Annotated in this window: 8 protein-coding genes; 7 read left to right on the top strand and 1 reads right to left on the bottom strand. The window is 73.2% G+C overall.

Annotation, left to right across the window (positions count from 1 at the left end; genetic code table 11):
• The first annotated feature begins 1 nt into the window (after position 1).
• From ACFWP5_RS38475 to ACFWP5_RS38455, 5 genes are all read left to right on the top strand, one after another.
• Positions 2–1,333, top strand: a complete 1,332-nt coding sequence (locus ACFWP5_RS38475; RefSeq protein ID WP_384167777.1) for a hypothetical protein — start codon at positions 2–4, stop codon at positions 1,331–1,333.
• 26 nt (positions 1,334–1,359) lie between these two features.
• Positions 1,360–3,918 carry a tetratricopeptide repeat protein gene (locus ACFWP5_RS38470; RefSeq protein ID WP_384167775.1) on the top strand — a complete coding sequence of 853 codons (2,559 nt, stop codon included), beginning with the start codon at positions 1,360–1,362 and terminating at the stop codon, positions 3,916–3,918.
• Entirely contained in the window at positions 3,919–5,259 is a 1,341-nt protein-coding gene (locus tag ACFWP5_RS38465; RefSeq protein ID WP_384167772.1) for a protein phosphatase 2C domain-containing protein, read from the top strand.
• Between the two features lie 97 nt (positions 5,260–5,356).
• Positions 5,357–6,703 carry a VWA domain-containing protein gene (locus ACFWP5_RS38460; RefSeq protein ID WP_384167769.1) on the top strand — a complete coding sequence of 449 codons (1,347 nt, stop codon included), beginning with the start codon at positions 5,357–5,359 and terminating at the stop codon, positions 6,701–6,703.
• A gap of 61 nt (positions 6,704–6,764) precedes the next feature.
• Positions 6,765–8,783 carry an FHA domain-containing protein gene (locus tag ACFWP5_RS38455; protein WP_384167766.1) on the top strand — a complete coding sequence of 673 codons (2,019 nt, stop codon included), beginning with the start codon at positions 6,765–6,767 and terminating at the stop codon, positions 8,781–8,783.
• Between the two features lie 11 nt (positions 8,784–8,794).
• On the opposite strand, the gene ACFWP5_RS38450 is transcribed toward ACFWP5_RS38455, so the two are convergent.
• Entirely contained in the window at positions 8,795–9,778 is a 984-nt protein-coding gene (locus ACFWP5_RS38450; protein WP_384167764.1) for a methyltransferase domain-containing protein, read from the bottom strand.
• 77 nt (positions 9,779–9,855) lie between these two features.
• Here ACFWP5_RS38450 and ACFWP5_RS38445 point away from each other — a divergent pair, with 77 nt between their 5' ends.
• Positions 9,856–10,269, top strand: coding sequence for a globin (locus ACFWP5_RS38445; protein WP_384167761.1), 414 nt, complete (start codon positions 9,856–9,858; stop codon positions 10,267–10,269).
• Positions 10,270–10,414: 145 nt separating this feature from the next.
• Positions 10,415–13,654: an FtsX-like permease family protein gene (locus ACFWP5_RS38440; protein ID WP_384167758.1), complete on the top strand. Its 3,240-nt coding sequence runs from the start codon at positions 10,415–10,417 to the stop codon at positions 13,652–13,654.
• Positions 13,655–13,733: the final 79 nt, after the last annotated feature.

Below are 13,733 nucleotides of genomic sequence, written 5' to 3'. Positions count from 1 at the left end.
GATGGGCGTCACGGGACCCCCCGGGCCGGTAATGGACCGGGACGAGGTGGACCGTGCGCTGGCGCGGCTCGGCGCGGAGCACGAGGCCATCGAGACCTCGCTCCTCGCCCTGCAGGACCACGCGGGCCGCAGACTCCTCGAAGGCGCCGAGCTGACCGGCACGACCAAGGAGCGCTGGGCGTCCACGGACGCGTCGATCACGCTGCTGTGGGCGTACTTCGACGCGTACACGGACGCGTTCCACGCCGCCCAGAGCATCCGCTCCCGGCGCCGCTGGTCCAGCCGTGAGGACCTGGTCGAGCTGACAGAGCTGCTGCGCGGCGAGTCCGTCACGGTCGCCGGATCCACCACGGCTACGGCCAACATGCCCACGCTGACCGGCGGTTCGAGCAAGCTGAGCCACCAGTTCTCGCTGAACACGCTCGTCGACGAGATGAACGACCTGTACGCGAACTCGCTGGACATGGTCGTCACCTCCGACGCGGTGTGGTCGGCGCTGCCGGCCCGGATCGATTTACTGGCCGCGGAGTTGCAGCGCACCCGCCAGCTCGCCCACTCCGTCGGCGTCCGCCCGGGCGAACACCCGGCGGGCGACGACCTGGAGCGCATCACACACACCCTGACCGACCTGCGCGAGCGGGTCATCTCCGACCCGCTGGCCTTCTGGGTGCGGGCGCAGGGCAGTTCGGCCCCGGGCGGCGGCCGCCCGGACACCACGGTCTACGACCGGGAGGCGCGCGCCCTGGAGGACGTGCGCCGCGAGATCGACGCCGTGCTGACCGTCCGGCAGGACGCGGAGGCGCGGCTGGTGAAGCTGCGGGACGTGCTGTCCCGCGCGGACCGCACCCTCGCCGAGGCACGCACCGCGCGCGGTGAGGTCCTCGCGAAGATCGCCGCCACGGAGGTGCCGGTCGTCGGCGGACCGCCGACCGTGCTGCAGGAGCAGCTGTCGACGGCCGCCGAGTACCGCAGACACGCCCAGTGGCACCGCCTGTCCCCGCTCCTGGAGTCCCTGGAGCAGAAGGCGGAGGACGAACTGCTGCGCGCCCGCGAGTCGTTGACCGCGGTCACCCAGCCGCTGGCGGTCCGCGCGGAGCTGCGCGGCCGCCTCGACGCCTACAAGGCGAAGGTCGCCCGGCACGGCCTCGCGGAGGACCCGCTGCTCATCGAGCGGTACGACGCGGCGCGCCGCATGCTGTGGAGCGCGCCCTGCGACCTGCGCGTCGCCGAACAGGCGGTGCTGCGCTACCAGCACGCGGCCGCCGAGCAGTTCAACGCTCCGCGGGCACAGCCGCAGGGCGGTCCCGAGGACCTGAGGGGGCCGGGCGCGTGAGTGACGAGGGAGAAGCGGGGTCGGTCATGAGTGAGACACAGCGGGCGTGTCAACGGCCGGGCTGCGAGGGGTCGTACGAGGACGTCGGCGGCGGCGAGCTGTACTGCGACACGTGCGGTCTGGCGCCGGTGGTGTCGGCTGGGGGTCCCCCCTCTGGGGGAGGAGCGATCGGCTCACCGCCCACCGGGATGACCAGCGGCAAGGGGTCGCGGGGTTCGGGGAGCGGCAGTTCCCGTACCAGCAGCCGCAGTTCGCGTACGTCGTCGCAGTCGTCGAAGTCGCGGCGCTCGGTGTCGGGACGGCTCTCGCGCTCGGAGTCGGGCCGGTCCTCCAGCCGCTCGGTGTCGGTGCGCAGCTCCGGCTCGTCGTCGGGGACCTCCAGCCGCGGCCGGCTCGGGGTCGGCCTGGTGCAGGTGCCGGGTGTGCCGCGGCCCGACCCGCGCGAGATGGTCCTGGAGAATCCGGAGGTGCCCGAGCGCAAGCGGTTCTGCTCGCGCTCGGACTGCGGTGCGCCGGTGGGGCGGGCGCGCGGCGACAGCCCGGGGCGCACGGAGGGTTTCTGCACCAAGTGCGGCAACCCGTACTCGTTCACGCCCAAGCTGGCCGCCGGTGACATCGTGCACGGGCAGTACGAGGTCGCGGGCTGTCTGGCGCACGGCGGTCTCGGCTGGGTCTATCTCGCCGTGGACCGCGCGGTCTCCGACCGCTGGGTGGTCCTCAAGGGCCTCCTCGACACCGGCGACCAGGACGCGATGGAGGCCGCGATCTCCGAGCGGCGCTTCCTCGCCGAGATCGAGCACGCCAACATCGTGCGGATCTACAACTTCGTGGAGCACCTGGACCAGCGGACGGGTTCGCTGGACGGGTACATCGTCATGGAGTACGTCGGCGGCAAGTCCCTCAAGGAGATCGCCAACGACCGCCGTACAGAAGGCGGGAAGCGCGATCCGCTGCCGGTGGAACAGGCGTGCGCGTACGGCATCGAGGCCCTGGAGGCGCTCGGCCACCTGCACAGCCGCAACCTGCTGTACTGCGACTTCAAGGTCGACAACGCGATCCAGACCGAGGACCAGCTCAAGCTGATCGACATGGGCGCGGTGCGCAGAATGGACGACGACGAGTCGGCCATCTACGGCACGGTGGGCTATCAGGCGCCGGAGGTCGCGGAGGTCGGCCCGTCGGTGGCGAGCGACCTGTACACGGTCGCCCGCACGCTCGCGGTCATGACCTTCGACTTCCAGGGCTACACGAACGTCTTCGTGGACTCCCTGCCCGACCCGGACAACATCGAGGTCTTCCGCCGCTACGAGTCGTTCTACCGGCTCCTGGTCCGCGCCACCGACCCCGACCCGGCCCGCCGGTTCGCCTCCGCGCAGGAGATGGCCGAGCAGCTGACGGGTGTGCTGCGCGAGGTCGTCTCCCTGCAGACCGGGCGCGCCCGCCCGTCCCTGTCCACCCTGTTCGGCCCCGAACTCAAGGTCACGGACACGGAGTTGTTCCCCACGCTGGACGGCGACGTGTCGTCGCTGGGGGCGCGGGTGGCACGGCTGCCGAAGCGGACCCCGGGTGCCCGCTCCGGCACGGCACTCGCCGAACGACCCCATGGCGGCCCGGTGTTGACCGCGCTCAACGGCAGCGCGCCGAGTCTCGTCAAGCAGGTCGACTCCCCCGCCGTCGCGCTCGCCCTGCCCGTCCCGCACGTCGACCCGACCGACCCCAACGCGGGCTTCCTGGCGGGCCTGATGGCGACCGCGGCGACCGAACTGCTCGGCGCGCTCGCGTCCGCGCCGTCGCCGTCCGTGGAGACCCGGCTGCGGCAGATCCGCGCCTGGCTGGAGAACGGCGACTCGTACACCGCGCTGGACGCCCTCCTGAAGCTGGAGGACGAGCGGCCCGACGACTGGCGGGTGGTCTGGTACCGGGGCGTGTCCGCGCTGGCGACCCGTGACTTCGAGGCCGCCGCGCTGTCCTTCGACGCGATCTACGACGCCTTCCCGGGCGAGCCCGCGCCGAAGCTGGCGCTCGGCCTGTGCGCCGAGGTGCTGGGGCAGTTGGACAACGCGGCCGAGTACTACCGGCTGGTGTGGTCGACCGACCCGAGCTATGTGAGCGCGGCCTTCGGCCTGGCCCGCGTCCGGTTCGCGACCGGCGACCGGCAGGGCGCCGTACGGACGCTGGAGTCGGTGCCGGAGGCGTCGATCCACTACACGGCCGCGCGCGTGGCCGCCGTACGGGCGCGGCTTCGGGAGCGGGCCGCGGCGGTCGACGACACGCCGTTCCTGGACGATCTGACCGCGGCCGCCGGACAGGTGGAAGCGCTGGAGGGATACGGTCTGGACGCGGTCCGGCGCGAGCGGTTGTCGGCCGAGGTTCTCGGCCGCGCCCTCGACTGGATACTCTCCGGAGGCCAGGGTTCCGTGCCGCTCACGCGGCGCGAGCTGCTCGGCAGCGAACTGGACGAGCGGGGACTCCGCTTCGGCCTGGAGCGTTCGTACCGCACGCTGGCCCGGCTGGCACGGGACGGCGAGGAGAGGATCGACCTGGTGGAACGTGCCAACCGTTACCGCCCCCGGACGTGGGTGTAGTTGATGTCGCAGATGCCCCAGCTCTCCGCCTGCCCGAGCTGCGAAGAGCCCCTGGAGTCGGGTGACCGCTTCTGCGGTGCGTGCGGATACGACCTGTCCGCCGTGCCCGCGCCGCCGGACGACCACCCGACGCTCACCATGAACGGCTCGCCGCACCCCCCCGAGGAGGCCGCGGACGTGGACTGGCCCGTGGTACCCCGGCCAGAGGGCTCCGAGACCCCGCCGGCACTCCATCTGCCGACGGACCTGCCCGGCACCGACTCGGGCGGCACCCCCCTGCCGTCCGACGCCGAACCGCCGCCCGCCGGTTCGCCGGTCACGCCGGCCGCGGGCGTACGGTTCGACCGGCCGCCGGAGCCCGACGAGTACCCGCTGCAGGCGCCGGACCCGCGGGTCGCCGCCGATCCGCCGACCGCGGGCGAGGGCGTCAAGGTGTGCGTGGCCTGCCGCTCGGGCCGGGTGGACCCGGACGGCTACTGCGAGAACTGCGGGCACGCCCAGCCCCGCGAACGCGACCACATGGAGCAGGAGTTGGGCCCGATGGCGGCGGTCAGCGACCGCGGGCTGCGCCACCATCGCAACGAGGACGCCTTCACCGTAGGACAGTGTGTGCTGCCCGATGGGGCGCCCGCGCTCGTCGCCGTGGTGTGTGACGGGGTGTCGTCGGCGACCCGGCCCGACGCGGCCTCGCTGGCCGCCTCGCGGCAGGCGGGCGAGGCGCTGTTGGCCGCGCTGCCGCAGGGCACGCATCCGCAGGCGGCGATGCACGAGGCGATCATCGCGGCCTCGCACGCGGTCAACTCCCTTGCCCAGGAGCCCGCGACGGCCCGCGAGCACGCCCCGCACCAGAACGCGCCTGCCTGCACGCTGGTCGGCTCCATCGTCACCCCGACCCTCCTGGTCGTCGGCTGGGTCGGCGACAGCCGCGCCTACTGGATCCCGGTGGACCGCAGTTCACCGCCGGCCCGCCTCACCGAGGACGACTCGTGGGCGGCGCAGATGGTCTCCGCGGGCCTGATGAGCGAGGCGGAGGCCTACGCCGACGAGCGCGCCCACGCGATCACCGGCTGGCTCGGCGCGGACGCGTACGAGCTGGAGCCGCACACCGCTTCCTTCAAGCCGGACCGGCCGGGTGTGGTGGTGGTGTGCACGGACGGCCTGTGGAACTACGCGGAGTCCGCCGAGGAGATGGCCGAGGTCGTGCCCCCCGATGCCGTGGCCCGCCCGCTGCACAGCGCCCAGGTCCTGGTCGGCCACGCGCTGGACGGCGGGGGCCACGACAACGTAACAGTGGCCGTCGTCCCGTTCCCGGCCCCGCCACAAGGGGCAGTAATCGGCTGAGGCCGTACAAACGGGGCGGCCTCGGACCGGTGGGGACCGGTCCGCATATAGTCATCGCCCCATTCAGGTGGGGTACTTGAGGGGGATCAGAGTAGGCATGGCCAATTTCTCGAAGTCGAACGTGCCGCAGTTCGCGGTCGACGTGTACCAGAACGAGTACCTGCCGGAGGGCGGTCGCGAGGTCAACGCGATCGTCACGGTGACCTCGACCGGCGGCGGGACCGTCGGGAGTCCGGTCGCGGCTCCCCACCTGTACTCGGCCGGGCAGGGCCCGGACGCGGCCGTGGCGATCATGGTCGACTGCTCGGGGTCGATGGACTATCCGCCGACCAAGATGCGCAACGCGCGGGATGCCACGGCCGCCGCGATCGACACCCTGCGCGACGGGGTGCACTTCGCGGTGATCGGCGGCACGCATGTCGCCAAGGAGGTCTATCCGGGCGGCGGCGCGCTCGCGGTCGCCGACGCGAGGACCCGCGACCAGGCCAAGCAGGCGCTGCGCAAGCTGAGCGCGGGCGGCGGTACGGCGATCGGCACCTGGCTGCGCCTCGCCGACCGGCTGCTGTCGTCGGCGGACGTCTCCATACGCCACGGCATCCTGCTGACCGACGGCCGCAACGAGCACGAGGCGCCGGAGGACCTGAAGGCGGCCCTCGGCTCCTGTGCCGGACGCTTCACCTGTGACGCGCGGGGCGTCGGCACCGACTGGGAAGTGAAAGAAGTCACAGGGATCGCCTCCGCGCTGCTCGGCACCGCCGACATCGTCGCCGACCCGGCCGCCCTCGCCGCGGACTTCACGCGGATGATGGAGACGGCGATGGGCAAGGAGGTCGCGGACGTCGCGCTGCGGCTGTGGACGCCGGTGGGCACGGCCATCAAGTTCGTCAAGCAAGTCGCGCCCAGGGTCGAGGAGTTGACCGACCGCCGCACCGAGGCGGGTCCCCGCGCAGGGGACTACCCCACCGGGTCCTGGGGAGACGAGTCCCGTGACTACCACGTGTGCGTCGAGGTCCCCGAGGCCGGCGTCGGCCAGGAGATGCTGGCCGCGAGGGTCTCACTGGTCGTCCCGCAAGCCGACGGAAGCACCCAGAACCTGGGCGCCCAGGGCCTGGTGAAGGCCGTGTGGACCGACGACATGGTGGCGTCCACGTCCATCAATCCGCAGGTCGCGCACTACACCGGCCAGGCGGAACTGGCACAAGTCATCCAACAGGGGCTTGATCTCCGCAAATCGGGTGATGTCGATGGAGCAACGGCCAAACTGGGACGGGCCGTTCAGCTCGCCAGCGTCTCCGGAAACGCGGATACTGCGAAACTGCTTGCGAAGGTGGTGGACGTGGTCGATGCCGCGGCGGGTACTGTGCGACTGAAGGCGAAGGTCGCGGAGGCCGACTCGATGACTCTCGAGACACGGTCCACAAAGACTGTTCGTGTAAAGAAGTGACCTAGCCGGAACAACCCTGTGAGACCTAGAACGACCCTGTGAGAAAGGGGGACGCGCCGACATGCCGACCTGCCCGAACGGACACCAGTCGGGTTCCGACGACTGGTGCGAGGTCTGCGGTCACCGCATGGCCGGTGCCGTGCCCCCGCCCCCTCCCCCGCCTCCCGGCGGCGGCTACGGCTTCCCGCCGCCCGCGCCCGGCCGCAACCCGTCCGCCGAGGCGGAGCTCTGCCCGCAGTGCCGCACGCCCCGCGAGGGCGGTGCGCCGTTCTGCGAGGAGTGCCGGTGGAACTTCCTCACGAACACGGCGACCTCGTACACCCCGGCCGCCCCGCGCCCCTCGACCCCGGGCCCCGGCCCCGGCCCGAGCCCGGCGTCCCGCTTCCAGCAGCAGCCGCCGCCCGGTCCGACGTACGGCGGTGACTCCTACGAGTACCAGGGCTCGCGGCCCTCGCAGATGAACCGCCCGGCGGAGCCGATACCTCCGTTCGGCAGCGAACCGACGGGGCGACCTGGTGCACCCGGAGGTTCTGGTGGGCCTGGTGGTCCCGGCGGACCTGGCGGTCCTGGTGGGCCGAACGGTCCCGGTGGCTTCGGTGGCGAACGGCAGGGTGGGCCCGGCGGACCGGGTGGTCCCGGCTCGCAGGGCTTCGGCGGCGAACGCCAAGGCGGACCTGGTGGTCAGGGTGGTCAGGGTGGGCCTGGTGGTCCCGGTGGACCGGGCTCGCAGGGCTTCGGCAATGAGCGGCAGGGCGGCCCCGGCGGCGGTCCTGGCGGCCCCGGCCCGCAGGGCTTCGGCGGCGAACGCCAAGGCGCTCCCGGTGGTCAGGGTGGTGCCGGCGGCCCCGGCTCGCAAGGCTTCGGCGGTGAGCGCCCGGGCGGTCCCGGTGGTCAGGGTGGACCCGGTGGCCAGGGCTCGCAAGGCTTTGGCAACGAGCGGCAGGGCGGCCCTGGTGGCCCCGGCTCGCAAGGTTTCGGCAACGAGCGGCAAGGCGGACCCGGCGGTCCTGGCGGCCCCGGCGGCCCGCAGGGCTTCGGTGGTGAGCGTCAGGGTGGCGGTCCCGCGCCCTTCGGCGGCAACGACCCGTCCGGTCCGCCGCGGCCGTTCGGCAACGAACCCTCCGGCCCGCCTCCGCCCTTCGGCAACGAGGCGTCCGGCCGGCCCGGACCGTTCGGCAATGAGCAACCCCCGGGTCCCGGCGGCCAGTTCGGCAACGAGCGCCCCGGCCAGGGCGATTTCGGCGGTGGCCGTCCCGGTGCCTTCGGCGGCGAGCGGCAGGGTCCGCCCGGACCGTTCGGCAACGAGCCCTCGAACCCGCAGGGTCCCCCCAACTTCGGCCCCGACCCCTCGCGGCCGATCCCCCCGCCGCCCGGACCGACGCCCCCCGCGGGCCCCGGTGGGACGAGCGGTGCCCCGCAGGCCTTCCAGCAGTCCGCCCCGCCGGCCCCGCCCGGGTTCCCGCAGGAGACGAACCGTCCGCAGCAGGGCGGCTCGCCCTTCGGCGGCGGTGACGACGACTGGGTGATCTCCCCGCCGACCCCCGGTTCTCCGGGCGGACCCGGTGGCCCTGGAGGTCCCGGCGGTCCTGGCGGTCCCGGTCAGGGCGGTGGCGGCTACGGCTATCCGCAGCCCGGTTCGCCCCAGGCCCAGCGTCCGGCGTACCAGCAGCAGCCGACGACATGGCTGGCGACGATCGGTCCGGACCGCGAGTACTTCATGGCGATGATGCAGCGCTCGGGCCCGGAGGCCGCGGGTCTCAACCTGCCCGCGTACTCCCCCGAGCAGCAGCGCCAGCTCACCGGCAACCAGATCACCATCGGCCGCCGGCGCCACTCCACCGGCGAGTCCCCCGACATCGACCTGTCGGTGCCGCCGGAGGACCCGGGCGTCTCGCACCAGCACGCGGTACTGGTCCAGCAGCCCGACGGCAGCTGGGCGGTCGTCGACCAGAACTCGACGAACGGTACGACGGTCAACGGCGGCGAGGAGCCGATCCAGCCCTTCGTGCCGGTGCCGTTGCAGGACGGGGACCGGGTGCATGTGGGGGCGTGGACGACGATCACGGTCCGACGCGGTTAGAACGGCACAGGTCAGCGGAGGGGCCAGGTGTACGGCCCCTCCGGGTCGTCCAGCCATGCCCGTGCCCGCCCGTCGGCGACCGTGACGCCGTAGCGCTCGCGTCCTGGCCTCCCTTCGCGTTCCCACAACTCGCGGGCGTCCCGCGGGTCGAGGGTGCCGTGGGTGAGGGTCAGCAGGAAGCGGAGCAGTTCGTGGTCGCCGGGCCGGTGCGGGATCTCGTCCGGTGCGGTGGGTTCGGTGCCGCGCAGGGGCACGAAGTACGCGGCCGTGTGCAGGAAGGTGCCCTCGGCGTGCGCGGCGTCCCGGACGGTGAGTGCGATGAGGCCGGTGGCCAGCGGGGCCAGGATGCGGGCACCGGGGCTGCACTGGGCGATCCAGGCGGGCGGGACCGAGGTCAGGGCGCAGGTCGCGATGATCCGGTCGTAGGGGCCGTGTTCGGGGACCCCGCGGGTGCCGTCGCCGGTGACGACGGTCGGGCGGTACCCGGCGTCGGCGAGGTGGGTGCGCGCGGACTCGGTGATCTCCGGCTCCAGATCGACGCTGGTCACCAGCCCGTCCCCGAGCCGGTGGGCGAGCAGCGCCGCGTTGTAGCCCGTCCCCGCGCCGATCTCCAGCACCCGGTCGCCGTCCGCCACCCGCAGCTCGGCCAGCATCCGCGCCATCAACGAGGGCTGACTGCTGGACGACACCAACTCCCCGTCCCGCAACCGCGTGGCGAGCGGCACGTCGGCGTACGCCCCGCGCAGCCAGCGCTCTCGCGCGCACGGCTCGGGACTCCCCCGCCACAACCGCTCATACCCGTGACCCTGTCCGTCTCCGTCCACGGCACCGACGTAGTAGTACGGCACGAACAGATGCCGCGGCACCGCCGCGAACACCGCCCGCCACCCGGGGTCCGCGTCCCAGGCGCCGCTCAGTCCGATCGCCCGCACCAGTTCCGCCCGCGCGGAGACGGCGACGGCGTCCAGGTCCTTGTCCAGGGCGTGCGCGCTCATACGTCCACTGTCCTGCGGTGGCGGCCGGGAGGCGAGCGGTCCTAAGTCCGAAGTCCTCCGTCACCCCGTCTGAGACCATGGGGAGCGTGAAAGAGATTCGGCGCGGCACGCTTCAGGAGCAGACCTTCTACGAGCAGGTCGGCGGGGAGGAGACCTTCCGCCGCCTCGTCCACCGTTTCTACGAGGGCGTCGCCGAGGACCCGCTGCTGAGGCCCATGTACCCGGAGGAGGACCTGGGCCCGGCCGAGGAGCGCTTCACCCTCTTCCTGATCCAGTACTGGGGCGGCCCGACGACGTACAGCGACAACCGCGGCCACCCGCGCCTGCGCATGCGTCACGCCCCGTTCCAGGTCGACCAGGCCGCACACGACGCCTGGCTGGCGCGCATGCGCGTCGCCGTCGACGAACTCGGCCTGTCCGAGGAGCACGAGCACACTCTGTGGAACTACCTGACGTACGCCGCCGCCTCGATGGTGAACACGGCGGGCTGATCCCCCTTCACTGAACGTCGGATTCCGGTCGTACGGCGTCGGATTCCGGTCACGATCCGGTCAAGCAGTGCCCACAAGCGGTTACTCACCGCCCGTCCCCTCTGACAGCATCGCCGGGAAAGATCGGACAACGGCGGGGGGCCGGGTGGGGTTCGTCCTGGTACGCGCGCGGGCACACCGCCTGCTGCTCGCCGCCGCGCTGCTCACCGTCCTGCTGACCACGGCGGTCCTCACGACGCTCACGGCCTACTCGGGCGCGATCGGCGACGCGGCGCTCCAGCACTCCCTGAACGACGCCCGCAACGCCCCCGACGCCGCCCTCCTCGTCAAGGCCGACGTCCCGCCCGCCGAGCGCACGGCCGCCGACACCGCCGTACGGAAGGCGGCCGGCCGGACCTTCGACGAACTGCCGGTGACCGTACGGACGTTGATGCGCTCGGGGCCCTACGCCCTGCCGCGCTCGCTCCAGCCGCGTGCCGAGCGGTCCGGCGACCCGGATCTCACCTACTTCGGGGCCCTGGACCGGACGCAGGTCCGGCTGGTCTCGGGCCGTTTCCCGCGCGCGACGGCCTCGGGGGACATCGAGGTCGCGCTGCCCCGCACCGCGGCGGAGGGGCTCGGGGTGCGGGCCGGCGCGCGGCTCACCCTCGACAACCGGCTCACCGGGCCCACAGCGCACATCCTCGTCACCGGCGTCTACCGGCCCGCCGTCGCGAGCGCCGCCTACTGGCTCCTCGACGACCTGCGCGGCCGCGGCCTCAGCACGGCCGGTTTCACGACCTACGGCCCGCTGCTCACCGATCCCGCGGCCCTCACCGGCGGAAGGCTGAGCGCCGGACAGTCCGCGTGGCTCGCGTCGGCCGACTTCTCCACGCTGACGACCGGGCGGATCGGCACCCTGCGCGAGACGGCCCAGGCGGGCAGCGCCTCGCTGCGAAAGTCCGGTGCGGTGACGGGAGTTACCACCGCGACGACCTCGCTGCCGGACGTACTCGACCGGATCGACCGCTCGTTGCTCGTCTCCCGCTCCACCCTGCTGATCGTCGCGCTCCAGCTCGCGCTGCTCGCGGGTTACGCGCTGCTGCTCGTGGCCCGGCTGCTGAGCGCCGAACGGGCGGGCGAGAGCCGGTTGTTGCGGGCGCGCGGCGGTTCCCGGGCGCGGATCGCGGGTCTGTCGGCGGTGGAGTCGCTGCTCCTGGCCGTACCGGCGACGGCGGTCGCGCCCTTGCTGGCGGGCCCGCTCACCGAACTGCTCGCCGGGCACGGCGCGTTGGCGCGGATCGGGCTGCACCTGAACACTCCGGCGGGCGGACGGGCGGGGGTGTGGCTGGTCGCGGCGGCCGTCGCCCTCGGCTGCGCGCTGGCGGTGACGCTCCCCGCGCTCACGTCCTCCTTCGAGGGCGGCCGGGCCCGTGCGGTCCCGGCCCCGCTGCGCGCGGGTGCGGACATCGGGCTGCTGGTCGTGGCGGGGGTCGCCTACTGGCAGCTGAACCGGCAGACCTCGGGAGCCGTCAGCACCGACAACTCCGGGACGCTGGGCATCGATCCCCTGCTGGTCGCGGCCCCCGCCCTCGCCCTGCTCGCGGGCACGGTCCTGACGCTACGGCTGTTGCCGCCGGTGGCGCGGCTGGCCGAGCGCCGGGCCGCCGCCGGGCGGGGGCTGCCGGTGGCGCTGGCGGGCTGGCAGTTCAGCCGCCGTCCGATGCGGGGTGCCGGGCCGGTGCTGCTGCTCGTGCTCGCCCTGGCGCTGGGCATGCTCGCCATCGGGCAGAGCGCCTCCTGGAACCGCTCGCAGAGCGACCAGGCCGACTTCCAGGCCGGGGTACCGGTACGCGTACTGGCCGCCGGTGACGGCGGGTTGGGCCGCACGGAGACCTACGCGGACCTTCCCCGCGTACGGGAGGCCGCGCCCGCCGTCCGTACCTCCCTGTCCCTCTCGGGCGACCGCACTGCGACCGTGCTGGCGCTGGACACGGCCCACGCGTCGGACGCGGTACTGATCCGACGGGACCTGACGTCGGGACACCCCGCCGGACCGCTGCTGGCCGGCCTGGCACCGAAGGGGAGCACGGCCGGAACCGAAATCCCGGCGGGGACAGCCCGGTTGACGATGCGAGCGGGCATCCACAGCACGGGCCCGGAGACGACGGTCGTCGTCACGGCCACGGTCGAGGACCGCTACGGCACGCCGTACCAGGAGCCGCTCGGTCAACTCCCCACGGACGGGCGGTCGTACGACCTGACGCTGGACCTGCCCACGACGCTCGGCCCCCTGACCTTCACCGGCCTGCAACTGGACCTGCCCCAGCCCGGCGAACGCGCCGCTCAACAACGGCTCACGGTGAGCGAGTTGAACGCCACGGACGCTCAGGGCAAGGTACGGAGGCTGACGCTGCCCACCACCTGGACGGGGAAGTCCTCCGTCAGCGCGTCGTACGGCACGGCCAACCCGCATGCTCCCAAGGTAAGTTCGGCGAAGCCCCTGACCGTCGACTACGACACGGGATACATCCCGGACAAGGACTTCTGGACGATCGCCTCCGTCACGGTGCAGTTGCGGGTCGTGCAGCCCGCGGCGCCCGAGATCACGGCCGTCGCCACCGACCGCTTCCTGGCCTCGGCGGGCGCGCGCACCGGGCAGCGGGTGCAGGTGACGCTCGGCGGGGAGAACCTGCCGGTGCGGATCGTGGCGGCGGTGCGGGGGCTGCCGACGACGGGTGACTCCGGTGCGTCGAGCGCGCAGGACGGGGGTGCGCTGCTGGTCGATCTCCGGTCCGTGAACCGGGTGTTGGAGGCGCGCTACGGCGCGGATGTCACGCCCACCGAGTGGTGGCTGCGGACGGCGCCGGGCGACGCGGCGACGGTGGCCGCGGCGGTGCGCGCGCTGCCCGATGTCGATCCCACGGAGGTCGTGGTGCGGGAGGAGATCGCCCAGGAACTGCGCGACGACCCGTTCGGCGCCGGCCCCGAGGCCGCGTTCGCCGCGGCGGCGCTGGTGGCGGCGGCCCTCGCGGCGGTGGGGTTCGCGGTGAGCACGGCGGGGTCGCTGCGGGAGCGCGGCGCGGAGTTCGCCGTGCTGCGCGCGCTGGGCGCCCCGCGCCGCCAGCTGGCCCGCATGATCGCCGCCGAACAGGGCGTACTGGTCGCGCTGGCCCTCGTGGTGGGCGTGGCCCTGGGGACCGTACTGACCCGGGCGGTGATCCCCCTGATCGTCCTGACGGCCCGGGCGACCCGTCCGGTCCCGCGCGTCCTGGTCGAACTGCCCGTCCCCCGCGTGGCGTTGCTACTGGTCACGGTGGCCCTGACACCGCTGATCGTGACGGCAACACTGGCGTTCCGGCGGGCCGATCCGGCCACTTCGCTCCGGGAACAGGGGGGTGAGTGAGATGGGGGACGAGAGATCTGGGAGCCCGGGGGATGCCGGGGGTTCCGGGACGGCCGGGGGTTCCGGGACGGCTGGAGGT

It is taken from the genome of Streptomyces sp. NPDC058469, from assembly GCF_042721125.1.
GTDB lineage: Bacteria > Actinomycetota > Actinomycetes > Streptomycetales > Streptomycetaceae > Streptomyces.
This window is presented reverse-complemented; position numbering and strand designations above follow the sequence as displayed.

What these genes read in the sequence shown, in the direction of transcription:
- ACFWP5_RS38475 (WP_384167777.1), top strand. Translation starts at nt 2, where the DNA reads ATGGGCGTCACGGGACCCCCCGGGCCGGTAATGGACCGGGACGAGGTG.
- ACFWP5_RS38470 (WP_384167775.1), top strand. Translation starts at nt 1,360, where the DNA reads ATGAGTGAGACACAGCGGGCGTGTCAACGGCCGGGCTGCGAGGGGTCG.
- ACFWP5_RS38460 (WP_384167769.1), top strand. Translation starts at nt 5,357, where the DNA reads ATGGCCAATTTCTCGAAGTCGAACGTGCCGCAGTTCGCGGTCGACGTG.
- ACFWP5_RS38455 (WP_384167766.1), top strand. Translation starts at nt 6,765, where the DNA reads ATGCCGACCTGCCCGAACGGACACCAGTCGGGTTCCGACGACTGGTGC.
- ACFWP5_RS38450 (WP_384167764.1), bottom strand. Translation starts at nt 9,778, where the DNA reads ATGAGCGCGCACGCCCTGGACAAGGACCTGGACGCCGTCGCCGTCTCC.
- ACFWP5_RS38445 (WP_384167761.1), top strand. Translation starts at nt 9,856, where the DNA reads ATGGGGAGCGTGAAAGAGATTCGGCGCGGCACGCTTCAGGAGCAGACC.